General features: G+C 32.4%; 26 protein-coding genes. 2 read left to right on the forward strand and 24 right to left on the reverse strand.

What is annotated here, in order from left to right:
* Positions 1 to 30 precede the first annotated feature (30 nt).
* From trmD to HYG84_RS13990, 21 genes are all read right to left on the reverse strand, one after another.
* Entirely contained in the window at positions 31 to 777 is a 747-nt protein-coding gene (trmD, locus tag HYG84_RS13890) for a tRNA (guanosine(37)-N1)-methyltransferase TrmD (protein ID WP_212378215.1), read from the reverse strand.
* Positions 774 to 1277, reverse strand: coding sequence for a ribosome maturation factor RimM (rimM, locus tag HYG84_RS13895; RefSeq protein WP_212378217.1), 504 nt, complete (start codon positions 1275 to 1277; stop codon positions 774 to 776). Before rimM ends, trmD begins: the two co-directional genes overlap by 4 nt.
* A 108-nt stretch (positions 1278 to 1385) precedes the next feature.
* Entirely contained in the window at positions 1386 to 1616 is a 231-nt protein-coding gene (locus HYG84_RS13900; RefSeq protein WP_212378219.1) for a KH domain-containing protein, read from the reverse strand.
* Between the two features lie 23 nt (positions 1617 to 1639).
* Positions 1640 to 1885, reverse strand: coding sequence for a 30S ribosomal protein S16 (gene rpsP, locus HYG84_RS13905; RefSeq protein WP_012159320.1), 246 nt, complete (start codon positions 1883 to 1885; stop codon positions 1640 to 1642).
* 30 nt (positions 1886 to 1915) lie between these two features.
* Positions 1916 to 3262 (reverse strand): signal recognition particle protein, encoded by a 1347-nt coding sequence (gene ffh, locus HYG84_RS13910; protein ID WP_212378221.1) that lies wholly within the window; start codon positions 3260 to 3262, stop codon positions 1916 to 1918.
* 23 nt (positions 3263 to 3285) lie between these two features.
* Positions 3286 to 3654, reverse strand: a complete 369-nt coding sequence (gene ylxM / locus HYG84_RS13915) for a YlxM family DNA-binding protein (RefSeq protein WP_212378223.1) — start codon at positions 3652 to 3654, stop codon at positions 3286 to 3288.
* A gap of 85 nt (positions 3655 to 3739) precedes the next feature.
* Positions 3740 to 5089, reverse strand: coding sequence for a signal recognition particle-docking protein FtsY (ftsY, locus tag HYG84_RS13920; protein ID WP_212378225.1), 1350 nt, complete (start codon positions 5087 to 5089; stop codon positions 3740 to 3742).
* Positions 5090 to 5099: 10 nt separating this feature from the next.
* A complete protein-coding gene (smc, locus tag HYG84_RS13925; RefSeq protein WP_212378227.1) occupies positions 5100 to 8684 on the reverse strand; it encodes a chromosome segregation protein SMC in 3585 nt (1194 codons plus the stop codon).
* 178 nt (positions 8685 to 8862) lie between these two features.
* Positions 8863 to 9903, reverse strand: a complete 1041-nt coding sequence (locus HYG84_RS13930; protein ID WP_212378229.1) for an elongator complex protein 3 — start codon at positions 9901 to 9903, stop codon at positions 8863 to 8865.
* The gene (gene rnc, locus HYG84_RS13935; RefSeq protein ID WP_212378232.1) at positions 9896 to 10615 is read right to left on the reverse strand and encodes a ribonuclease III; all 720 of its coding nucleotides are present in this window, start codon (positions 10613 to 10615) and stop codon (positions 9896 to 9898) included. The genes HYG84_RS13930 and rnc overlap by 8 nt, the downstream gene beginning before the upstream one ends.
* 143 nt (positions 10616 to 10758) lie before the next feature.
* Positions 10759 to 11997, reverse strand: a complete 1239-nt coding sequence (gene fabF, locus HYG84_RS13940; protein WP_212378234.1) for a beta-ketoacyl-ACP synthase II — start codon at positions 11995 to 11997, stop codon at positions 10759 to 10761.
* Between the two features lie 51 nt (positions 11998 to 12048).
* A complete protein-coding gene (gene acpP / locus HYG84_RS13945; RefSeq protein WP_212378236.1) occupies positions 12049 to 12279 on the reverse strand; it encodes an acyl carrier protein in 231 nt (76 codons plus the stop codon).
* 155 nt (positions 12280 to 12434) lie between these two features.
* On the reverse strand, positions 12435 to 13181 hold the full coding sequence (gene fabG, locus HYG84_RS13950; RefSeq protein WP_212382305.1) for a 3-oxoacyl-[acyl-carrier-protein] reductase: 747 nt from the start codon (positions 13179 to 13181) through the stop codon (positions 12435 to 12437).
* Positions 13181 to 14131, reverse strand: a complete 951-nt coding sequence (fabD, locus tag HYG84_RS13955) for an ACP S-malonyltransferase (RefSeq protein ID WP_212378238.1) — start codon at positions 14129 to 14131, stop codon at positions 13181 to 13183. The genes fabG and fabD overlap by 1 nt, the downstream gene beginning before the upstream one ends.
* Before the next feature lie 2 nt (positions 14132 to 14133).
* Positions 14134 to 15084 (reverse strand): enoyl-[acyl-carrier-protein] reductase FabK, encoded by a 951-nt coding sequence (gene fabK, locus HYG84_RS13960; protein ID WP_212378240.1) that lies wholly within the window; start codon positions 15082 to 15084, stop codon positions 14134 to 14136.
* 69 nt (positions 15085 to 15153) lie between these two features.
* Positions 15154 to 16149, reverse strand: coding sequence for a beta-ketoacyl-ACP synthase III (locus HYG84_RS13965; protein WP_212378242.1), 996 nt, complete (start codon positions 16147 to 16149; stop codon positions 15154 to 15156).
* Positions 16142 to 17149: a phosphate acyltransferase PlsX gene (gene plsX / locus HYG84_RS13970; protein ID WP_212378244.1), complete on the reverse strand. Its 1008-nt coding sequence runs from the start codon at positions 17147 to 17149 to the stop codon at positions 16142 to 16144. The genes HYG84_RS13965 and plsX overlap by 8 nt, the downstream gene beginning before the upstream one ends.
* Positions 17150 to 17160: 11 nt before the next feature.
* Positions 17161 to 17730 (reverse strand): transcription factor FapR, encoded by a 570-nt coding sequence (gene fapR / locus HYG84_RS13975; RefSeq protein ID WP_330655479.1) that lies wholly within the window; start codon positions 17728 to 17730, stop codon positions 17161 to 17163.
* Positions 17731 to 17898: 168 nt separating this feature from the next.
* Positions 17899 to 18078, reverse strand: coding sequence for a 50S ribosomal protein L32 (gene rpmF, locus HYG84_RS13980; protein WP_212378248.1), 180 nt, complete (start codon positions 18076 to 18078; stop codon positions 17899 to 17901).
* A 13-nt stretch (positions 18079 to 18091) separates the two neighbouring features.
* Entirely contained in the window at positions 18092 to 18643 is a 552-nt protein-coding gene (locus tag HYG84_RS13985) for a YceD family protein (RefSeq protein WP_212378250.1), read from the reverse strand.
* Positions 18644 to 18780: 137 nt separating this feature from the next.
* Positions 18781 to 19974, reverse strand: coding sequence for an acetate/propionate family kinase (locus HYG84_RS13990; RefSeq protein ID WP_212378252.1), 1194 nt, complete (start codon positions 19972 to 19974; stop codon positions 18781 to 18783).
* 199 nt (positions 19975 to 20173) lie between these two features.
* Here HYG84_RS13990 and HYG84_RS13995 point away from each other — a divergent pair, with 199 nt between their 5' ends.
* Together HYG84_RS13995 and ylbJ are read left to right on the forward strand one after the other, a co-directional pair.
* Positions 20174 to 21439, forward strand: a complete 1266-nt coding sequence (locus HYG84_RS13995) for a nucleotidyltransferase (RefSeq protein ID WP_212378254.1) — start codon at positions 20174 to 20176, stop codon at positions 21437 to 21439.
* Between the two features lie 154 nt (positions 21440 to 21593).
* Complete coding sequence (gene ylbJ, locus HYG84_RS14000; RefSeq protein WP_212378256.1) at positions 21594 to 22910, forward strand: sporulation integral membrane protein YlbJ; 1317 nt, start codon at positions 21594 to 21596, stop codon at positions 22908 to 22910.
* Positions 22911 to 22913: 3 nt separating this feature from the next.
* Here ylbJ and HYG84_RS14005 read toward each other — a convergent pair whose 3' ends face one another.
* The 3 genes from HYG84_RS14005 to rsmD are packed head-to-tail and all read right to left on the reverse strand — an operon-like array spanning position 22914 to position 24429.
* The gene (locus HYG84_RS14005; RefSeq protein WP_212378258.1) at positions 22914 to 23360 is read right to left on the reverse strand and encodes an ATPase; all 447 of its coding nucleotides are present in this window, start codon (positions 23358 to 23360) and stop codon (positions 22914 to 22916) included.
* A gap of 34 nt (positions 23361 to 23394) precedes the next feature.
* A complete protein-coding gene (coaD, locus tag HYG84_RS14010; RefSeq protein ID WP_212378260.1) occupies positions 23395 to 23868 on the reverse strand; it encodes a pantetheine-phosphate adenylyltransferase in 474 nt (157 codons plus the stop codon).
* Positions 23869 to 24429 (reverse strand): 16S rRNA (guanine(966)-N(2))-methyltransferase RsmD, encoded by a 561-nt coding sequence (gene rsmD / locus HYG84_RS14015; RefSeq protein WP_212378262.1) that lies wholly within the window; start codon positions 24427 to 24429, stop codon positions 23869 to 23871. It lies immediately after the preceding gene.
* Positions 24430 to 24431: the final 2 nt, after the last annotated feature.

Consider the following 24431-nt stretch of genomic DNA (forward strand, 5'->3'; position numbering starts at 1 on the left):
ATAACAATATATAATTGGCGAATATTTCATTTATTTTTCTTCTTTAATGCTCTCCAAAAAAGCCTCATCTTTTTTACTAAGTTCTACACCCTTTAGCAAGTCTGGTCGTCTTTCAATAGTTAACTTTAAAGACTCTCTTCTTCTCCACTCTTCTATCTTTTTATGATCTCCGGAAGTAAGTATATCTGGGACAATAAGTCCTCTAAAATCTTTTGGCCTAGTATACTGTGGATATTCCAACAATCCAGAATAAAAACTTTCTTCTTCAAAAGATTGATCTTGAGATAATACACCAGGAACTAATCTAGCTATAGCATCTATAATAACCATAGCTGGTATTTCGCCTCCTGTTAATACATAATCTCCTATAGAAATTTCATCAGTTACAATTTCATCTATTACTCTTTGATCAATTCCTTCATAATGGCCACAAATCATTACTATACTCTTTTCCTTAGAAAGTTCAATTGCCATCTGTTGATCAAATGTTTTACCTTTTGGAGACAGATAAATAACCCTTGGTCTTTGGTTTTCTTCTGTGACTAATGTGTCCACTATATTATTATAGCAATCAAAAATCGGTTGTGGAGTCATAACCATACCAGGGCCTCCTCCATACGGATAATCGTCTACCTTTTTATGCTTATTATCAGCATAATCACGCATATTAATATACGCAATATCAACAATTCCATTTTCCTTTGCTCGTTGAATAATGCTATTTCCCAAAGGACCTACAAACATCTCTGGGAACAAAGTCATAACCTTTATAATCATTCTATCATTCCTTCAATAGGATCAATAACTATTTTTCTCTTGTCTAAAGAAATTTCAGGTATAAACTCCTTAACTGCCGGTATCATAATTTCCTTATTATCTGTACCTTTTATAATATAAACCTCGCTAGAACCTGTTTGGATTATATCCTTTACCTTGCCAACATATTCATCTTTTACTGTATATACATCAAGTCCAATAATATCTGCAATATAATAAGTATCCTCCGGCAAATCTCTTCGTTGCGTTTCATCGATAAGTAGATATTTATCCTTAAATTTTTCGACTAAATTTATATCTTCATATCCTTTAAATGATAGAATAACAAGAGTCGGCTTATATTTTATATTCTCTATATAAAACTTTTCTCTATAACCATCTATATAAATCCATTCAAGTTCCTCAAAACGCTCCATATAATCCGTAAGAGGAAGTACCTTCACATCTCCTCTTATACCATGAGTATTAGTTATTTTGCCTACTCGTAGCATGTTTTTCATAGATACATACACCCTTTTCTCAAATAAATCATTTAGTATCATTATAAACACTGTAGTCAATATTTAAAACATATTATATATATAATAAGGACTAGGTTTCCCTAATCCTTACTGAATAATTTCAACAATTACTCTTTTATTTTGTTTTGTGGCAGCAGCTTTAACAACCGTTCTAATTGCCTTAGCAATTCTTCCCTGCTTACCAATTACCTTCCCCATATCCTCTGGGGCAACTTTAAGTTCTATAATAATAGATTGATTTCCTTCTACTTCAGTAACAGTTACCTGGTCAGGATTATCTACTAATCCTTTAGCAATAACTTCTACTAAATGACCCATTTATATACCCCCTAATTAAGGAATTACTCAATGATGCCATTCTTTTTAAATAAGTCTTTTACTGTGTCTGTTGGTTGCGCACCATTTTTTAACCATTTTTCTGCTTTTTCATTGTTGATTTTGATTTCTTTAGGTTCAGAAACTGGATTATAATATCCGATTTCCTCAATAAATCTTCCATCTCTTGGAGATCTTGCATCAGCAACAACTATTCTATAGAAAGGTTTTTTGTGTGCACCCATTCTTTTTAATCTAATTTTAACTGCCATTTTTTCACCTCCTTTAAAAAATAAAGCTTATTATCTACCGAAGAAAGGCATCTTAAACTTTCCACCTTTTTTCGCTGTTTTACCCATATCAGTAAACTGTTTCATCATTTTTCTAGTTTGGTCAAATTGTTTAAGTAGTTTGTTTACTTGCTGAACAGAAGTTCCACTACCTATTGCAATTCTCTTTCTTCTACTTCCATTAATAATGCTCGGGTTTTGTCTTTCGTCTTTAGTCATAGACTGAATAATTGCTTTAACATATACTAGCTCTTTCTCATCTACATCTAAATTTTTGAGTTGCTTACCACCCATACCAGGGATCATTTCAAGTAACTGACTTATAGATCCCATCTGTTGTACCTGCTGCAACTGATCAAGAAAGTCATCAAAAGTAAACTGCTGATTCTTAATTTTGTTTTCAAGCTCTTTAGCTTTTTTAGCGTCAAAATTTTCCTGTGCCTTTTCTATAAGACTAAGCATATCACCCATTCCTAAAATTCTTGAAGCCATTCTATCAGGGTGAAATGGTTCTAAATCATCAAGTTTTTCTCCAAGTCCAGCAAACTTAATTGGTTTATTAGTAACAGCTCTAACAGATAATGCAGCACCGCCACGGGTATCTCCATCTAACTTTGTTAAAATAACTCCATCGATACCCAGTTTTTCATTAAAGTGTTCCGCTACATTTACTGCATCTTGTCCAGTCATCGAGTCTACTACTAAAAGAATTTCATGAGGTTTCACCGTAGATTTTATATCTTGAAGTTCTCCCATAAGATTTTCATCAATATGAAGTCTACCTGCAGTATCTATTAAAACAACATCATTACCATGATTAACACCATGGTCTATACCAGCTTTAGCAATATCTACAGGACTTTGTTTGTCTCCCATTGTAAAAACAGGAACTCCTACCTTCTCTCCTACAACTTGTAGCTGTTTAATAGCAGCCGGTCTATATACGTCACCTGCTATTAAGAGAGGTCGCTTTCCTTGTTTTTTTAGCATACCAGCTAACTTACCTGTCGTAGTTGTTTTACCTGCACCTTGTAAACCTACAAGCATAATAATTGTAGGAGGCTTAGATGAAAAGTTAATCTTACTTTGAGCTTTCCCCATCAAATCAGTCAATTCATCATTTACTATTTTAATAACCTGTTGAGCTGGAGTTAAGCTCTCTAGTACCTCAGATCCTATAGATCTTTCCTTAACCTTGTTTACAAATTCTTTAACAACCTTAAAGTTAACATCCGCCTCTAAAAGTGCAAGTCTCACTTCTCTCATAGCTTCTGTTACATCTTTTTCTGTTAGTTTACCTTTACCCTTTAATCTTTTAAACGTATCTTGAAGCTTTTCTGCTAAACCTTCAAAAACCATCCTTATACCTCCCTTCTCAGGGCTTAATTATTTAGAAAACTATCTAATTCATGCTTAATTTCATTAATTTGTTTTTGTAATTGTTCTGAAGAAGAACTTAGGTTTAGTCCATTTTCTAAATCAATTACTTTATCTAATATTGTTAAGATTTTTCCATTTTTAGTCTGCAATAAGTTTATAAAACCAAGTTTTTCTTCGTACTGATATAAAAGTTTTTCTGTTCTTTTTAACATATCATAAACAGCTTGTCTAGATATATTAAATTCATCAGCTATTTCACCTAGAGACAGATCTTGATTATAATAAAGATCTACTATATCCCTTTGCTTTTCAGTCAACATTTGATTATAAAAATCATACAAAAGCGAAATTTCAACTGTTTTTTGTAACATATCAGCACTTCCTATTAGTTATCTGTAAAGTATATTCACTTTACAGATGTAATTTTATAATAAAAATAATCCTATGTCAAGCATTTTATTCTTCTTCTCCAAATATTGCCTTAACAAAAGTTTGAGGGTTAAATTCTTGCAAGTCTTCCATTTTTTCTCCAACACCTATTAATTTAACAGGAACATTTAATTCTCTACTTATACCTACAACCACTCCTCCCTTTGCAGTTCCATCTAGCTTTGTTAATACAAGGCCAGTAATTTGGGCTACCTCTTTAAAAGTTTTTGCTTGTTGCACAGCGTTTTGACCTGTAGTAGCATCTAGCACTAGCAATATTTCCTTTGTGGCACCATCATACTCCCTATCCACAACCTTAAATATTTTACCTAACTCATTCATTAAGTTCTTTTTATTATGAAGTCTACCAGCAGTATCGCATATAAGAACGTCAATGTTTCGGGCCTTTGCCGCCTGAATAGCATCATATATAACAGCAGCAGGATCTGCCTCTTCTTGGTGTCTTATTACATCGACCCCAACCCTATCTCCCCAAATTTTTAATTGATCAATAGCAGCAGCCCTAAATGTATCACCAGCAGCCAACAACACTTTTTTACCTTCGCTTTTAAAACGATGAGCCATCTTTCCAATGGAAGTTGTTTTACCAACTCCATTTACTCCTACTACAAGTATAATTGCAGGTGACGGTTCAATTTTAATTTCAGAGCCTGGTAGATCTTCTAATATTTCTGTTAGTTTTTCCATAAGTAGCTCTTTTACTTGAATAGGATCAGAAACTTTTTCCTTTCTAACTCTATCTCTTAAGCCATCTACTATTTCCATAGTTGTTTGAACACCCATATCAGAAGTAATTAGAATTTCCTCAAGTTCTTCAAATAAATCTTCATCTATTTTTTTATAGGATTTAAGTAAGTTATCCACCCTATCCGTAATACCACTTTTTGTTTTAGAAAGCCCTTCTTTTAGTCTTTTGAATAAATTAAATTTAGACTTTGTTTCCTTCACTTCTTCTATTTCTTCTTCTATTTCTTCTTCTACTTCTTCATTTTCCTCTTCTACTTCTTCTTGTACTTCATCTAACTCTATTTTTTCTTCTATTTCGATCTCTATATCTTCTAACTCAAATATATCAGTTTTTTCCTGCACTTCTTCTTGGAGCTCCTCTGTTTCCTCTGTTTCCTCTGTTTCCTCTGTTTCCTCTGTTTCCTCAACTTCCTCTAGCTTAGTTTCGTCATCCACGTTCTCTTCAATTATTTCCTGAAATGCTTCTTCCTCATTAAAATAATCTTCGACTTGTTCATCTTGTTCATCATTTTTTTTATCTTCATTAACCTCATTATTTTCTTCTACTTTAGTCAAATATTCTTTTTTCTTATCTTTTCCTGTAAGCTTATCAATAAACTTTTTAAACATAATACTCCTCCTAACTTGCTATTTCATCTTTTTTATTATCTGAGAGTTTTACTGAAACTAAGCTTGATATACCACTATCCTGCATGGTTACTCCATATAGCGCATCCGCACTTTCCATTGTTCCCTTTCTATGAGTAACAACGATAAACTGAGTATCTTCAGACAACTCTTCTAAAAATTGTGCGTATCTATAAACGTTAGCATCATCCAGCGCAGCTTCTATCTCATCTAATATACAGAATGGACTTGGCTTTACTAATAAGATTGCAAATAATAAAGATATTGCTGTTAAGGCCCTTTCTCCACCGGATAAAAGAGATAATGTTTGCAGTTTTTTTCCTGGAGGCTGAGCTATTATATCAATGCCACATTCTAATACATCTTCCTCATTTTCCAAAATAAGATCAGCCTTACCTCCACCAAATAGCTTAACAAAAACATTATTAAAATTCTCCTTAATAATCTTAAACTGATCTATAAATTGTTTCTGCATAGTTTGTTCCATATCACTAATTACTTTAACTAATGATTGTTGCGCCTGACTAAGATCTTCCTGCTGCCCCTTTAGAAAATCATATCTTTCCTTCACCTTTTCATATTCATCTATAGAATCTATATTTACGGTGCCAAGACCCTTTATTTGATCCTTTAATATCTTTATTTCTTTACTTGTATTACTGATATCTGAAATTTCTTCTTTAACACCTAAAGCTTCGTTATAGGTTAATTCATATTCATCCCACAGTTTGGTATAAAAGCTCTGTTGTTGCATCTCTAACCTAGTTCTCTTAACATCTAGTTTATGGATACTCTCCTGTAATTCTAATAAAACCGACTCTACTTGTTTTAATAACCTTTTAACTTCTACCTCTTTAACCTGATATGTTTCTTTATTTGATCTATGTTCTTTTAATTCATCTTCGTATGTTCTTAATTTCAATGACAATTTATTTAATTCACTAGCTAGGCTACTAATCTCGTCTTCACAAAGTACATTTATTTTGTTATTTTCTTTTAATTGATCTTCTTTATTTTCTAAAGCTATTTCATTATTCTTAATAGATTGCTGTAACCGTTCGATATCTTGTAAAAACGCCTTTTTTTGTTCCTCTACAGTCGCCAGTTGTACCTTATACTCAGTAAGTGTACTATTTATACTGTCTAGTTGTTGTTTTTTTTCTACTAATTCCTGTTGATTTTCATTTGCTTTAGTTTTAGTACTTTCAATTTCCAGTTCTAAATTTTTTATTTCGCCTTCAAGTGCTATATACCTGCTTGTAGTTTCTTGCTTTGTATTTTCTATTTGCCCAATTTCATTTTCAGAGTGCTTATATAGATTTTCTAATCTACTTTTCTCTTTGGCACATTGTTCTATATTACTATACAAAGTAGCAAGTTTAATTCGGTTTTCTTGTAAATTTGTGTTTAATAAATCTATTTCATCTGCAATAGTATTTATTTCTTTGTCCAGTTTAGCATACTCTTCTGTCTTTATATTTAATTTATCTTTAATAATATCTATTTCTATGATTAAATCCTCTAATTCTCTTTTTCTCCCCAAAATACTATTACTTTTACTAGAAATGCTTCCACCAGTTAAAGAACCCCCAATATTTAACACATCCCCATCCAAGGTTACTATCTTAAATTTATGTTTAAGTAACTTCGCAATTTCTATTCCCCTATCTAAGTTCGGAACAATTAATACCCTTGATAATAGGCTAGAAAAAATGTTTTTAAACTCTTCATCAAATGTAATTACATCAAAAGCTATTTCAGCATCCTTAAAGTTTCTAACAATATTTAGTTCATCATTAGTAATAAATCGTTCTTGTACAGTTGTTAATGGCAAAACCGTAATTCTACCTAAGTTATATTTTTTTAAGTATTCAATTAATCGCTTTCCATCCCTCTCATCTTCACTTACGATATACTGAAGAGCTGGTCCTAAAGCAGTCTCTATTGATATCTCATATCCTTTTGGTACTTGAATTAAATCTGCTACTGCGCCAAATACACCTTTTCCTAGTTCCTTGTTTTTATCACAGGCAACTAGTATGTTTTTTACACTTTTATTAAAACCCTCATGTTCTTTTTCCATATCTTCTATAATGTTTTTTCTAGTTTCTTTATTCCTGCCTTGGTTTTGAAGTTCATTAACCTCACTTGAAACTTCATTTAACTTTTTTATTAAACTATTTTTCTTATTACTCTTTTCTATAACATCATTTCCAATACTTTTATTATCCTTTTCTAGTTCCTGTAAACTATTATTAAGAAGGCTAAGCTCTTTGGTTTTTTCTACAATTTGTTCTTTATGTCCACTATACTCCAAGCTTACTTGTTCCATCCGTTCTTCCATTGTGTCTAACAAAGTTTTTAAGCTTTTAGATTCACTTTTTCGATCAGATATTTCGTTAATGGTATCTATAATAAAGGTTTTACAATCCTCTAAGTCCTTTTCTTTTTGAGAATTGATATTATATAGATTATTATATTCTTTATTTTGATTATTAAGGCGCTCTTTAATATCATCTAAATCGATACATACTTCTTTAAAATCTTTTAGTTTTTCTTCAAGTTTTTTAGAAACATCAGCTTGAGTATCTTGAATCTCCTTTATTTCTAATTTAATTCTTTCTATGTTTAAATCATTATTATTAGACTTTTCTTTTTTTAAATTGATCTGCCCTTCTATTTTTTCAATCATTTTCTGGACATTATAGTATTCATCTTGCTTATTAGATATCTCCATATCATACTGGCTAATTACCTTTTCTAAATCTTCCAAGTTAGAAGTATAAAATTGTTTTTGTCCCTGTTGTTCTTCAATAGATTTTTTTAGTACATTTATCTGTTCATATATATGTTTTAGTTCATCATCTATTTTGTCTATTTCCTTAATAAAAAGATTCACTTCCAATTTTAATAGTTTTTCTTTTAATACCTTAAACTTTTTTGCCTTAGTGCTCTGCTTCTCTAAAGGACCTAACTGACCTTCTAGTTCATTTAGTATATCTAAAACTCTTAGTAAATTTTCCTTTGTAGAAGATAATTTTTTTTCAGCTTCGTCTTTTCTAGTTTTATACTTAACTATACCAGCTGCCTCTTCAAAAATTTGCCTTCTATCTTCTGATTTATTACTAAGTATTTCATCAATCTTACCTTGCCCAATTATAGAATATCCATCTTTTCCAATTCCAGTATCCATTAACAGCTCCCGTACATCCTTAAGACGACAGGAAGATTTATTTAAATAATATTCACTTTCTCCTGATCTATAGACTCTCCTCGTAATTGTTACCTCACCATAATCAATCGGTAGGGCTTTAGAACTATTGTCCAGTGTAATTGATACCTCTGCCATACCTAAGGGCTTACGACTAGTAGTTCCAGAGAAAATAACATCCTCCATCTTACTTCCCCTAAGGGTTTTAGCACTTTGTTCTCCAAGTACCCAACGTATAGAATCTGAAATATTACTTTTACCGCTACCATTAGGTCCAACAACACCGGTTATGCCCGACTCAAAGTTAATTTCTATTTTATTAGCAAAGGATTTAAATCCCTGAATTTCTAACCTTTTAAGATGCAAAGATATCCCCCCATTATTACATATACTACATATTATAGTTACTGAAATATTTCATCCGAAACTAACAGCTCTAAGACGCCCTATTATACAAGAGGGAGTGAGAATTGTTAGCTCCTAGAACGAAATCACTTAACATTCAGTGGGAGAAAAGTTTCTCTCTGAATGTAGTCTTATTTTATCACAAAGCTGCTATTATCTCTACATTTACTTCTCCAGCTAGAATATTACTTAAGGGGTAAATTCTAATCTTTCTAAATCCATACTTATTTTCAAAATAATGCTTATTAGACTGATTATAGCCAGAAACCTTTGAACAGTCTTTAGAATTGCAATATATATTTAGTACCATTCCTTCTAATTTCTTATTCTTTGTTATTTTATTTTCTATAATATTTTTATACACTTCTGTTTCTACAATTTCTCGAAAGGCAGGGTGGTATGGACCTGCCACAATTCCCTTCCCTATAGATATTTCTTCCGTTGCTTGAAGCCCTAGACGAATAATAGGTATATTATTTTTGTTAAATTCTAAAACTAGCTGTTTGCACAAATAAACAGCCTCATTAAGGCTGATTGGTTTGTATACTCCATCTAAATACAATTTTTCTAATAACGTATCCTGTATAACTATTGTTGGATATATTCTAACAAAATCAGGTTTGCAATCAATAATATCTCTTGCTGTTTTTAGAAGTTTTTCTTCTGTATCACCATATAAGCCAACCATCATTTGAAGTCCAAGCTGAATGTCCCTTTCTCTTATTAAAGATACTGATCTAAAAACATCTTTTCTCGAATGTCCCCTATTGTTTAAATTTAGCACATCATCATCTGTTGATTGTACACCTAATTCAATTATCGAAACGCCATAATCTTGTAAAAAATCAAGAATCTCTTCATTAATATAGTCTGGTCTTGTTGAAATACGAATTTCATTAACTAGTCCTTGTTTTTTCTTTTCATATGCAATTGTCAAAAGCTGGCTTTGTTGTTCTCTTGGTAACCCAGTAAAGCTCCCTCCATAAAAAGCTATTTCCTTACTTTCATCTACGTTTTTTAAATTTTCCAGTTGAAGATTTACTATTTGAGAAACCTTATCGGCAGTTACATCGGTTCCTTCTCCAGCGATTTTCTTTTGATTACAAAAGCTGCAGTCATGAGGACATCCCTTGTGCGGTATAAATATAGGAATAATAATTTTTCTCTTATTCTTATTCATCTTCCATATTCACCTTCTCTAATGCTTTTTTTGCAGCCATTTGTTCTGCTTCCTTTTTACTTTTACCTTCTCCAGCTCCAAGAACTTGATCCCCTAATATTACTTCAATCCCAAAGGTTTTATTATGATCAGGTCCAGTTTCATTTACTACTTTATAACTGATTTTATCATCATATTTTCTTTGTAATAACTCTTGCAGATCAGTTTTATAATCCCTAAATAAACTTCCAGTACTAGCTAGTTCTATACTATGTGCTAACATATGCAAAATAAACTTGCGCGCTATTTCTATTCCACCATCTAAATACAAAGCTCCTATAACAGCTTCAAAGGCATCAGCTAATATAGACACTCTATCTCTTCCACCTGTCACTTCTTCGCCCTTTCCTAATAACAGATATTTACCTAACTTTATTTTCTTAGCTTGGTGTGCTAAAGAGGGCTCACATACAACATTAGCTCTTACCTTCGTCAACTCTCCTTCAGGTAAAGTATTATATTTTAAATAAATATACTCGCTAACTACAATGCTCAAAACCGAGTCTCCTAGAAATTCTAGTCTTTCATTATTATAAATATATCTATTACGACTTTCATTAGCATAGGAACTATGGGTCAATGCTTCATTTATCATAGTTATTTCATTAAATTTATATTCTATTATCTTTTGAAATTCTTTTATTTGTGCTATACGACTTGTATCTAATTTCATTTCTTACCTCCACCATTTCTTATATATGTATTAATAGCAATCAAAAATAAATTTGTTTTAATTGTACTATTATATTATTTAAATTGCAAAAATTATAGGAAGAAGTTTTTCCTTCTTCCTATAATAAGTATATTTATATAAGGCTATTCATATTTCTTAAAAATAACAGTTGCGTTATGGCCACCAAAACCTAATGAGTTTGAAAGGGCATAATTAACCTCTCTCTTTTTGGCCACATTAGCGACATAATCCAAGTCACATTCTGGATCTGGTGTTTCATAATTAATTGTAGGAGGTATAATTCCCTCTTTAATCGCCATAACACATGCAATAGCTTCAATTCCACCAGCAGCGCCTAGAAGGTGACCCGTCATTGACTTCGTTGAGCTTACGGCTAATTTATATGCATGATCCTTAAATACAGTTTTAATTGCAGCAGTTTCAAACTTATCATTGTATGGTGTACTTGTACCATGGGCATTAATATAGTCTATGCTATTATAATCAATATTAGCATCCTTTAATGCGCTAGACATAGCTCTAGCACCTCCTTCACCATCTGGGGCAGGAGCAGTGATATGATATGCATCAGCACTTGTACCATAGCCTATAACTTCCCCATAAATAGTTGCGCCTCGCTCAAGAGCATGTTCTAGCTCCTCTATTAAAAGTATCCCTGCCCCTTCCCCCATTATAAATCCATCTCTATTGGCATCAAAAGGTCTGCTAGCTTTTTTAGGATTATCATTATTAGTTGACATAGCCTTCATGGAGCAAAATCCAGCTATAGATAATGGTGTAATAGAAGCCTCAGCTCCACCTGTAATCATAATATCTGCATCACCCTTTTGAATTGTACGGAAGGCTTCACCAATAGCATTTGTTGAAGCAGCACAGGCCGTAACTATTGTTGTGTTTGGCCCCTTTGCTCCTAGAGCAATAGATACTTGGCCAGATCCCATATTAGATATTATCATGGGGATAAAAAATGGACTAACCCTCTTCGGACCTTTTTCAAATAGTTTCTTACTCTGTTCTTCTAATGTTTCAATTCCACCTACGCCAGAGCCTAGGATAACTCCAAAACGTTCAGTATTTATTTTTTCAATATTTAATTGGCCATCATTTACCGCCATTTGTGCAGCTGCAACAGCAAATTGAGTAAATCGATCCATCTTTTTCGCTTCTCTTTTATCGATATAATCTTCAACATTAAAGTCTTTTACCTCTGCAGCAATCTTGGTAGTAAAATCTTCTGTATCGAATTTTGTAATATAATCTATGCCAGAAACACCCGTTGTTAGTGATTTCCAAAATTCTTCTTTTCCAGTACCTACAGGTGTAATACATCCAATTCCTGTTATTACTACTCTTCTTTCCATAGTGCTACCTCCTCTATTACAAAATCCCGATTATATCGGGATTTAATATTACTATTTATTTAACTCTACATAATCAACAATATCCCCAATATTCTTAAACTTTTCAGCTTCATCATCTGGAATTTCAATACCAAATTCATCTTCAATTTCCATGATTATTTCAACAGCATCTAATGAGTCTGCTTCTAAATCGTTCATTAAAGAGGTGGCTCTAGTAATTTCGCTAACGTCTTCTACACCTAATTGGCCCGCAATAATCTTAACAACCTTTTCAAATGACATATAAAATTCCTCCTAATTGTTTTATATTTTTTATAACGCATAAGAAAGTATAAAACTCCTTAATATACACCTTCTATAAAATGCGTTTCAACAAATGCTTCTTTAGTTTAAAAAGTTTCGATAGAAGCCTTTGTTATTTCAAAGTGTTTAAAAACTTACATTGCCATACCGCCATCAACATGAATTACTTGACCAGTAATATAGCTAGCATTGTCACTACTTAAAAATAATACTAGATTCGCAATATCTTCCGGCTTACCATATTTCTTCATAGGAATAATTTCTAGCATACTTTCCTTTACATTTTCAGGTAAAACCTTTGTCATATCGGTTTCTATAAATCCTGGAGCAATTGCATTTACTGTGATGTTTTTACCTGCTATTTCCTTAGCCAAAGATTTAGTAAAACCGATAACACCAGCCTTTGATGCACAGTAGTTTGCTTGACCCGGATTTCCTACAACCCCTACTACTGATGATAAATTAATAATTTTACCATACTTTCGTTTTATCATTTTTCTAACAACTGCCTTTGTACATAGAAATACACCTTTTAAATTTATATCCATTACTTGATCCCAGTCTTCTTCTTTCATTCTAATAAATAGGTTATCACGTGTAATTCCAGCATTATTTACTAGAATATCAATTCCATCAAATATTTCTTCTATTTTGTACATCATGTAGTTTATTTCTTCAGCATTTGAAACGTTTGCCTTCACTGCTAAAGCTTTAACATTGAAACTTTCAATCTCTTCTACAACCTTTGCTGCACTTTCTTCATTGCTTGTGTAGTTTATAATAACATTTGCACCTTGATTAGCAAGGGCTAAAGCAATTGATCTACCTATACCTCTGGATCCCCCTGTTACTAAAGCTGTTTTGCCTGTTAAATTCAAAATTACACCTCCAATTTTACTTGTAGTACTTGTTTAAAGCTGTTTACATCTTCAACATTATAAATATTAACCTTCTTTTCTTTAGTCTTGGCTATTCTTTTTATAAATGAAGATAAGACTTTACCTGGCCCAATCTCTATAAAATTATCTACTCCTTCATCTAACATTAAAGAAACAGAGTCTTCCCATAGTACAGATTTACTTACCTGCTGAACTAAAGAAGGTATAACCTTTAATTTTGATGATAGTATCGATGCTTCTACATTAGTTATAACAGGGATCTCTGGATCATTTATTTTTAACAATTCAAGATCTTGTTGAAGTTTTTCACCAGCACCTTTAAGCAAACTACAATGAAAAGGAGCACTAACAGGTAATATAACAGCTTTTTTAGCACCAAGCTCTGCTGCCATTTTCACAGCAGCCTCAACTGCCTTTATTTCACCAGAAATAACTATTTGTCCTGGGCTATTGTAATTAGCCGCTTCTACTATTCCATATTGTCTAGCTTTTTCTATACATAGTTGCATCTGATCTCTATTTAATCCTAAAATAGCTGCCATGGTGCCTATTCCCATTGGTACTTCTTCCTGCATATATCTACCTCTTTTTTTAACCAATTTAACTGCATCTTTAAATGAAAATACTTTTGACTTAACTAAGGAGGTATATTCCCCTAGACTTAGTCCAGCAGTCATGTGACAGTTAAGTCCCTCATTTTCCAATACCTTTAGCATAGCAATCGAAGTAGTTAAAATGGCTGGCTGGGTATTTTCGGTCTTCATCAATTCATCGTCTGGTCCTTCGAAACAAAGTTTCTTCATATCAATATTTACTTCATCACTAGCCTCTTGAAAAATACTCTTTGCAACTGGAAAATTTTCAACAAAATCCTTCCCCATTCCTACATATTGAGCGCCTTGTCCTGGAAAAACAAATGCAATTTTCCCCATAACTATGCCTCCCCATTGAACTTGCTTACTAAAGTAAGCTGCTCATTTGCATCTGAAATTATTTCCTCTATTATTTCTTTACAGGGCTGAATTTTTGTAATCATACCAGCTATTTGTCCTGCCATTACAGATCCACTTTCTATATCTCCATCAATTACAGCTATTTTCAATTTTCCTTGTCCAAGTCTTTCAATTTCTTCCGCAGTAGCTCCGTCTTTCTCTAACCTGTTAAATTCTCTTACTAGCTTGTTTTTTAACACTCTTACAGGGTGACCTGTAACTCTTGCTGTAACTACTGCATCTCTGTCCTTAGCATTTATTATCATTTCTTTATACCTATTATGAGCTATGCATTCCTCTGCACAAATAAATCTCGTTCCAATCTGCACTCCTTCTGCACCTAGGGATAGTGATGCTAATAGACCTCTACCATCAGCAATCCCTCCGGCTGCTATAACAGGAATACTAACTATGTCTACAACTTGCGGTACCAGTGCCATTGTAGTAAGTTCTCCGATATGTCCACCAGCTTCAGTCCCTTCAGCTATAACCGCATCTGCTCCCAGAGTCTCCATTCTCTTTGCAAGGGCAACGGATGGGATAACTGGAATTACTTTTGTGGCAACACTTTTAAACTTCTCCATAAACCTTCCAGGATTCCCTGCACCAGTAGTAACTACAGGAACCTTATTTTTACAAACAACTTCTACTACCTCGTCAACAAAAGGAGATAACAACATAATATTTACACCAAAAGGTTTATTTGTCATATTCTTTGCTTTTAAAATTTCCTTTTCTACAATTTCACCAGGCGCATTGCCAGCTCCAATTATACCTAATCCCCCTGCCTCAGAAACAGCAGCTGCCAACTCCGCAGTAGCAACCCAAGCCATACCACCTTGTAGTATAGGATATTTAATATTTAATATTTCACAAAGTCTATTTTTAATCATATATTTGCCTCCAATACAATATGCCTGCTTCACGTCTTAACTACAGAGTATATATCCTTTAATAACAAACTATCTATACCACCTAATTACAGATGATCCCCAAGTTAAACCCCCACCAAATGCAACCAAGGTCACTATATCTCCTGTTTTAATGTTACCTTTTCTAACAGCTTCATCCAATGCAACAGGTACAGAAGCTGCAGACATATTCCCATAATTATTTAAATTTACATAGACTTTATCCATATCCAGATTAAGTCTCTTTGCAGCAGCTTCTATAATTCTAATATTAGCTTGATGAGGGATCATATAATCTATATCATTCAATTTAAGGCCGCTACTTTCTATGGCCTGCAATGTTGACTTTGCCATTATCCTCACGGCAAACTTAAATACTTCACTTCCATCCATTTGCACATAATGTAAGTTATTTGCAACAGTTTCAATTGATGCTGGTATTCGAGAACCACCTGCTGGCTGTGTCAAATAGTCACCACTGGAACCATCAGCTCCTAGACTGCTAGACAGTATACCGTAGCCTTCTTTAACTGGTTGTAATATGGCTGCCCCAGCTCCATCACCAAATAAAACACAGGTGTTACGATCCTTCCAATTAAGAATTTTACTTAGGGTTTCTGCACCAATTACCAAGACATTTTTATACACACCTGATTTAATAAACTGCTCACCAATAGTGATGCCATAAATAAAGCCAGAACATGCTGCTTCAATATCAAAAGCCGCTGCATTCTTTGCGCCAATATTTTTTTGCACAATACAGGCAGTAGAGGGAAAGGCCATATCAGGAGTTACAGTAGCTACTATAATTAAATCAACATCTTCAGCTGATATTCCAGCGTTATCAATAGCTTTTTTAGCAGCTTCTGTAGCTAAATCTGATGTAGCTATTTTATCTTCTACAACTCTTCTCTTGGATATGCCTGTTCTGGTTCTAATCCATTCGTCAGTTGTATCTACCATATTTTCTAAATCAAAGTTAGTTAACTCTTTTTCAGGAAGATAGCTACCTGTGCCTGTAATCCCTACAGATAAAAATTTACTCAAGTGTATCAACTCCCAAACTGGTGATTTCTGTAGTAATATCTTCAATTATATTATTATCTACAAATTTGATTGCCTGTCGTACTGCATTTTTTATGGCTTTCCCATCCGAACTTCCATGAGCTTTAATTAGTACTCCATTAACACCTAGAAATGGTGCACCACCATATTCTGTATAATCAAATCTTTTTTTAAAGTCCCTTAATCCAGATTTTAATAATAAGGCACCAATCTTTCTAAAAGTATTCTTAACAAATTCTTCTTTTAATAAACCAAAAATAGACGATGCCAAACCTTCTGTAAGTTTTAAAATAACATTTCCCGTAAACCCATCACATAAGATAACGTCCGCATACCCGCTAGGTATATCTCTAGCTTCTACATTGCCTTTAAAGTTAAATGATGCATCCTTACAAAGATTATGTGCTGCCTTTACAACATCACTTCCCTTTTCTTCTTCTATTCCTATATTAACAGTACATACCTTCGGCTTTTTAATACCAATTACCTTTTCAGCATAAATACTTCCCATAATTCCAAACTCTAAAAAGTTTCTCGGTTTACAATCAGCATTAGCTCCTCCATCAATAAGTACAGAAATTCCTTTTGTGGTAGGATATACAGGAGCAAGTGCTGGACGATCTATTCCTTTAATTCTACCTAGCAACAAAAGTCCGCCTGCTAATAGAGCGCCTGTATTTCCAGCAGATATAATAGCATCTGCCTTATTCTCTTTAACCAGCTTCAATCCTACAACCATTGAAGAATCCTTTTTCTTTCTAATTGAAATTACAGGTTTATCTTCATTTGTAATCTGCTCACTGCAATGTATTATTTCTATTTTTTCCCTTGGATAATCATATTTTGCTAACTCATTTTCTATCATTGGCTGGTTACCCGTTAAAATAATATTTACGTCATAACTCTTAACAGCCTCTATAGCTCCTTCAACAGTAACTGATGGAGCATTGTCTCCTCCCATTGCGTCAATAACGATTTTCATATTTGGCCTCCTTATTTACTTTTAATTATTACCAATATGAATTTACCACGAAATACTTGTATTTGATTAACGTATATTTTAACATGAACAAAGTGATTATTTCCCCGTACTCTTATCACTTCGGCCTTTGCTACTAGTTTATCTCCTGCACTAACAGGACTTAAGTATTTAATATTCGAAACCCCAGTTAGAGCTACTTCCGCATCTACTACAGCCATAGCTAAGGATTCTGCCTGTGAAAAAATATGGTGACCTCTAACTATACTGGTTTTACTAAAAGCCATTTCAGATGTAGTTTCTAAAATCGATATCCCACTAACACCTAGGTTTAAGTCCACTAGCTCTCCTACAATTTCAGCCCCTATAATACTTCGTACTTTTTCATAATTTTTTTCAGCCACATTTTTTATACGTTGTCTAAGTTCTGGAATTCCTAGTTCCAATCTGTCTAATCGAATAGTCTGTATACTTACTTTAAAGTTTTCGGATAAATCCTCATCGGTTACAAAAGGGTCTTCCCTTAATAGTTCTAATAACTTACTTTGTCTATTTACTTTACTTAATCTTCCAGTTCTACTCACCATTATCACCTCGATTTAGTACTAAAATTTAGTACCTGGTTATAATATAAAGTATATATTCACTTTATAAAAAAATCAAGTACTATATGTTTTTTTCAATAAAAAAATAGTAATGCATAACATAAATCAATGTACGCATTACTATTTTCCCTATATTTATATAATATATTATTGAGCAGCAACAACCTCTTTGTTTTTATAATATCCACATTCAGGACATACTCTGTGAGGTAACTTTGGCTCGTGACACTGTGGGCATTTTACAAACCCTGGTGCAGTGTATTTTGAGTTAGCAGCTCTTCTCATATTTCTTTTAGATTTTCCAGTTTTTCGCTTTGGTACCGCCATGCTTAACACCTCCTTAATCTTGTTCTAACAATTCCTTAAGCTTAGCCAATCGAGGGTCAACATCCTCATCAATAGACTGTGTATGACTACAATCACATGATTTGTCTTTTAATTTGATCCCACAATTTGAACAAAGCCCTTGACAGCTTTTATCACATACAAGTTTCATTGGAATGTTCATGATAATATTTTCTTTAATTAATTCATCAAGATCGATAGTGCTTTCTTGGTAATAAATTATATCCTCATCTGATTCATCAGTTTGATCAGTAGATAAATTTTCATGAACAAACTCTGCATTGATACTTGATTTAAAGGGGTAGGTAAAGGATTCTAGACACCTACTACAGTTTACCTGCATGTGGGTTTTTATTTCTAAATTCATATATAGTCTATCATCAATTACGTACAATTTACCATTCGCGTCAACAGGTGATATTATATCTATAATATCACCATAATAATCAATGGTGTTAAGATCTAAGGCGAAGTTTAAATCTAAAGCGTTCTTATCCCCTTTTTTTATACTATCTATATCAAGTTTCATAGCTCTCACCTCGATCATATCGCTAAGATAGATTATACAAATGATTTTTTTGTTTGTCAAGTATTTTATCTTGATAGCAGACAGTTGTAATTCCGTATCTTAGCTAAATATTTATTTTAAAAATTTTAAAAGGTAGGTATACCTACCTTTTAATATTATTGAACTATAGCCTTAGTCTCTCGTGCAATTGCAAGTTCTTCATTTGTAGGTATTAACAATACTTTAACCTTAGAATCATCAGTACTTACTATTGTTTCTTTTCCTCTTACATTATTTTTCTCATCATCAATTTTTACTCCTAAAAATTCAAGATTCTTGCAAGCTTCTTTACGGGTGTCTGGAGAATTTTCCCCTAAACCAGCTGTAAATACTATAGCATCTACTCCGCCCATTTCAGCAGCATAAGCTCCTATATATTTTGTAACTAATTTATGATATACATCAAGAGCTAATTGTGCTCTTTCATTTCCTTTAACAGCAGCCTGTTCAATATCTCTAAAGTCACTGCTAACTCCTGAAATTCCTAAAACTCCTGATTTCTTGTTCATCATTTCGTTAATTTCGTAGCAGGATAAGTGATCTTTTTCCATTAAAAAAGTAACAATAGCAGGGTCCATATCACCACATCTTGTTCCCATTGCTAACCCTTCAAGCGGAGTAAAGCCCATACTTGTATCTATTGATTTCCCTCCATCTACAGCAGTAATACTTGCACCATTTCCTAAGTGACAAGTAACAATTTTTAGATCTCCAATAGGTTTTCCCAGGATTTCAGAAGCTCTGTTTGCTACATACTTGTGAGATGTTCCATGGAATCCATATTTTCTAATTTTATGTTTCTCATACATTTCATATGGTAATGCATACATGAAGGAAGCCTTAGGCATAGTTTGGTGGAATGCAGTGTCAAATACTCCTACCATAGGTACATTAGGAAGTATTTCCTCGCAAGCATGAATTCCCATAAGGTTTGGAGGGTTATGTAATGGTGCAATATCTGAACACTTTTCTAATGCTTTTTTAACTTCATCTGTTATAAGCACGGAATCAGAAAATTCCTCTCCACCATGAACAACACGGTGTCCTACCGCTGATATTTCATCCATTGACTTTATAGCTCCATGATTTGGATCTACTAATGCATCTAATACAATTTGAATTGCTGCCTTATGGTTATCCATATTTTGTTCAATAACAACCTTTTCTTTACCAATGGTTTCATGTTTAACTACTGAACCATCTATTCCTATTCTTTCAGCTAAACCTTTCGCTATCAACTCTTCATTTTCCATATTAATAAGCTGATATTTCAATGAAGAACTTCCGCAGTTAACCACTAAAATTTTCATTTTAAAACCTCCTCGTTTGTATATACATATTTCATATAATTGATATAACATAAAATTCTAACATATCAATCATAATAAATTATAAGTGATTTATCAAGATATTTAAATATTTTTTAGTAAAATTTATATTTAATTTTAAGTCTTACCAAATTCCATAATATTTATTAAAATAGTAATATAAAATTTTTTAGGAGGTCATATGAAAATTTTAGGTTTAATTACAGAATATAATCCTTTTCACAATGGACATCTATATCATTTAAATGTATCTAAAGAGATTACAGGCGCTACTCATACAATTGCAGTAATGAGTGGTAATTTTGTTCAAAGGGGTGAACCAGCTATTGTGCACAAGTGGGAACGTGCTAAAATGGCTGTAAAATCAGGTGTGGACTTAATAATTGAAATTCCTACTCCCTATGCATGTGCAACTGCAGAGTTATTTGCTTATGGGTCAATAAGCCTACTTAATAGCTTAGGTGCTGTTGACTGCTTTAGTTTCGGTAGCGAAGTTGGTAATTTAGATTTGCTTTTAGAAATTGCAAATGTACTAACTAGTCCTTCCTCTGAATTTAAAAAAATATTAAAAGGCTATGTTAATTTAGGTTTTGCATTTCCTGTAGCAAGATCCATTGCTATAGTTAAATATTTTGAAGAAGTAAGATCATATAATGAGGAACAATTAACTTTAATAAATAATATTATAAAAAACCCTAATAATATTTTAGGTATAGAATATTTAAAAACCATTAAAGAGCTTAAAAGTTCAATTATACCCTATACTATTACTAGAAAGTCTGCCCACTATCATAACAAGCATATTACTAACAGCTCAATTGCCAGCGCTACCGCAATTAGAGAACATCTACTAAAGAACAAGCCTCTATCATATCTTAGCTCTGTTGTACCAAATGATGCTTTTAATATTCTATCTTCTAACATAAATAGTGGTATAGCTCCTATCTTTAGTACAGATTTTCAGGAATCTATTTTTGCTATATTAAGAAGAAGTAAGTTGGATGAAATAAAAAACATTTTTGATGTAGTAGAAGGGTTAGAGAACAGAATATATCAATGCTCTAATAAGGTAAATTCACTTTCTGATCTTTATAATTGCATTAAAAGCAAACGTTATACATTAACAAGGATACAACGTATTTTAATACATATTTTGTTGAATATAAGTAAAGATGATATTTCCTATTTTAACAATAATGGAGGGCCCCAATATGCACGTGTATTAGCATTTAATCACAAAGGACGGGAAATATTACAGACTTTAAAATCTAGCTCTTCTATTCCAATAATATCTAATTTAAAACACTATAAACCGCAAAATATGATTGCAGAAAGAATGCTAGATATAGATATCCGTGCAACAAATATCTATTCCTTAGCATTTAAAAATAAAGCAAATATAACAGGGCAGTTAGATTATACAACTAGTCCATATTATCAAAAATAATCAAATAAGTATCTATTACTAAACTAATAATGAATAACCTTCCTATTTATAAAATATATATTAGTATAGAATTTTGGAGATTGCATGACTTAGCTTAAATATGCAATTTCCTCATTTAATATACTATAATATAGTTTCATCTAGGAGGATAATTATGTCTATAAATATTATTTTAATTGTTAGTTTGCTCTTAATATTTTTTTTGATTTTATCACAGTTTAGAAAATTTACTCGAGGTAAGTCCTATAAAAATTTATCCTACTACTTCATAATATTAGTCATACTATTTCTAATAGCCTCCATTATAATATATCCTGGCGAATCTGTAGATGCAGCCTATGACGGACTAGTAATATGGACAACATTAGTTATTCCTGCTTTACTTCCTTTTTTTATTGGATCAGAATTATTAATTAATCTTGGTGTAGTTAAGTTTTTTGGTATACTTCTAGAACCAATTATGCGTCCAATATTTAATGTCCCTGGCGAAGGTTCTTTTGCCTTCGCAATGAGTATCACCTCCGGATATCCTGTAGGAGCTAAAATTGTTTCTAAGCTTCGTTTAGATAAAATCTTAACTCAAGTAGAAGCGCAAAGATTAATATCTTTTTGTAGCACCTCTGGACCATTATTTATGATTGGTTCTGTATCTGTAGGAATGTTTAAATCTTCAAAGATAGGTATTCTTATAGTAGCTGCCCACTATATTGGGACTATTATAGTAGGTATAATCTTTAGTTTCTATAAAAAATCATTAGATAATTATAGAACTGCCAAATCAAAGGAACACTTACTTAAAAGAGCCTTTAACCAACTATCCAAAGGTAATAATTCAAATTTCTCTATAGGAATAATTCTTGGAAACGCTGTGAAAAATTCATTAAACACCATATTAATGGTAGGAGGCTTTATTATTCTATTTGCTGTTGTTATCCGTATGTTAGAACTTCTGAAAATAATCGATTTAATTACTTCGATTCTAGTTATACTACTTATGCCTTTTAAAATATCACCTTCAATTATTAGTTCTTTTGTTGCTGGACTTTTTGAGGTGACAATGGGAGCAAAAATGGTTGCAGATAGCATAGGTATGGATCTACGCACGAAGGTTGCTATAGCTAGCTTTATAATAGGATGGAGTGGCCTTTCTGTACATGCGCAAGTTTCAAGTATTATTGGGTTAACAGATATAAAGACTTCTTTATATCTGTTTGCTAAATCTTTACATGCAGCTTTCTCTTCATTAATAACCTATTTTGTTTTCCCTATTTTCAGCAATTTTTTTGTTCTATCATTTCCAGTATATAATTCTTATCAAGAAATGAGTCTTCATAGAAAATTTTTATTTAACTGTCAATTATCAATAGAATTATTTATTGCGGTTTTAATAAGCTTACTTATTGTATCTTTACTAACTGCTCTTCTATTAAAAATCCAAATTTATTTTACCAAAGGAAAAGGTATGAAGTAGTAACTACTTCATACCTTTTATTTCATCTCTATTTTCTCTTACTGTATTTACAAGTTCCACCAAGTTTTCTTGTACAGATTCTAACAGACTATCTACATAATCCTTTGCACCTAATCGCATTTCCTTAGCACTATTTTGTGCCTGTGCAATTATTTCTTCTGCCTGATTATTAGCTAGTTTAGTAATTTCATTTTGATCAATCATTAATAAAATATGATCATTTGCTTCCTCTAAAATCGTATCTGCCTCTTGCTGAGCTTCTGCTAATATACGTTGTCTTTCTTCTTTAATCCACTGAGCTTGTTTAACTTCATCTGGTAAATGAATTCTAATTTCTTTAATAATCTCTAATATTTCTTTTTTATCTACTAATACTTTTTGTGCAAAAGGTATTGATGACCCATTTTCAACTATATCTTCTAGTTCTTCAAGCAACTTCAATACACTCATTAAATAATCCCCCTTACCTAATATAAAGTTAATATTAAAATCTATTCATTACTGCTTTATAAACAACTTCAGGAACTAATCCCTTTATACATCCACCAAACCTAGCAACTTCTTTAATTAAACTAGAACTTAAAAATGAATATTCACTACTAGTCATTAAAAATACAGTTTCAATACTAGGACATAATTTTTGGTTCATTAATGCCATTTGAAGCTCGTATTCAAAATCTGATATAGCTCTTAAGCCTTTAATAATAGCTGTAGCTTCATTTTCTTTTGCATATTCAATTAATAGTCCTGAAAAACAATCTACTGAAACGTTTGGATAATTTTTTATCGATTCCTCAACTAGTTTTTTTCTCTCCTCCAAAGTAAACAAAGGATTTTTATTTGGGTTATATATGACAGATACAATTAATTTATCGCACATTTTAGAAGCTCTTTCAATTATATCTAGATGCCCATTTGTAATAGGATCAAAACTACCAGGGTAAATTGCTACTCTCATCTATATCTCCTCCCTCAACTCGTAAAAAGAAACTGCTACATCTCCGTAATTATTAGTTCTATATTTTTGTAAATTATGCACACTCTCTGGAACTTCATCAGTTTTATTATGTTCAACAACAACTATACCATCTGGTTGTAGTATTTCAAAAGAAAAAATGTCCTCTAAAGTAGGTGCAACAAATCCTTTAGAATAGGGTGGATCTAAAAAGATAATATTTGCCTTTACACCTTGAGTACTTAATTTTTTTATAGCAGATAGCACATCCATCTGAATTACTATGGAACTATTAACTAAATTAGTTTTTTTAAGATTTTCTCTAATTGATTGAATGCTATTTTTATTATTATCTATAAAGTAAGCTTTACTAGCATTCCTTGATAAAGACTCAATACCTAGATTACCACTTCCTGCAAACAAATCAATTACAATACTATCATACAATTTCGATTGAACAATATTGAATATAGATTCCTTTACACGATCAGCAGTGGGTCTAGTGTTTAAACCTTGAGGTGCCTTTAAAGCATGACCTCTTGCTTTTCCTGAAATAACTCTCATAT

It is taken from the genome of Alkaliphilus sp. B6464, from assembly GCF_018141165.1.
Classification (GTDB): Bacteria; Bacillota; Clostridia; order Peptostreptococcales; family Natronincolaceae; genus Alkaliphilus_B.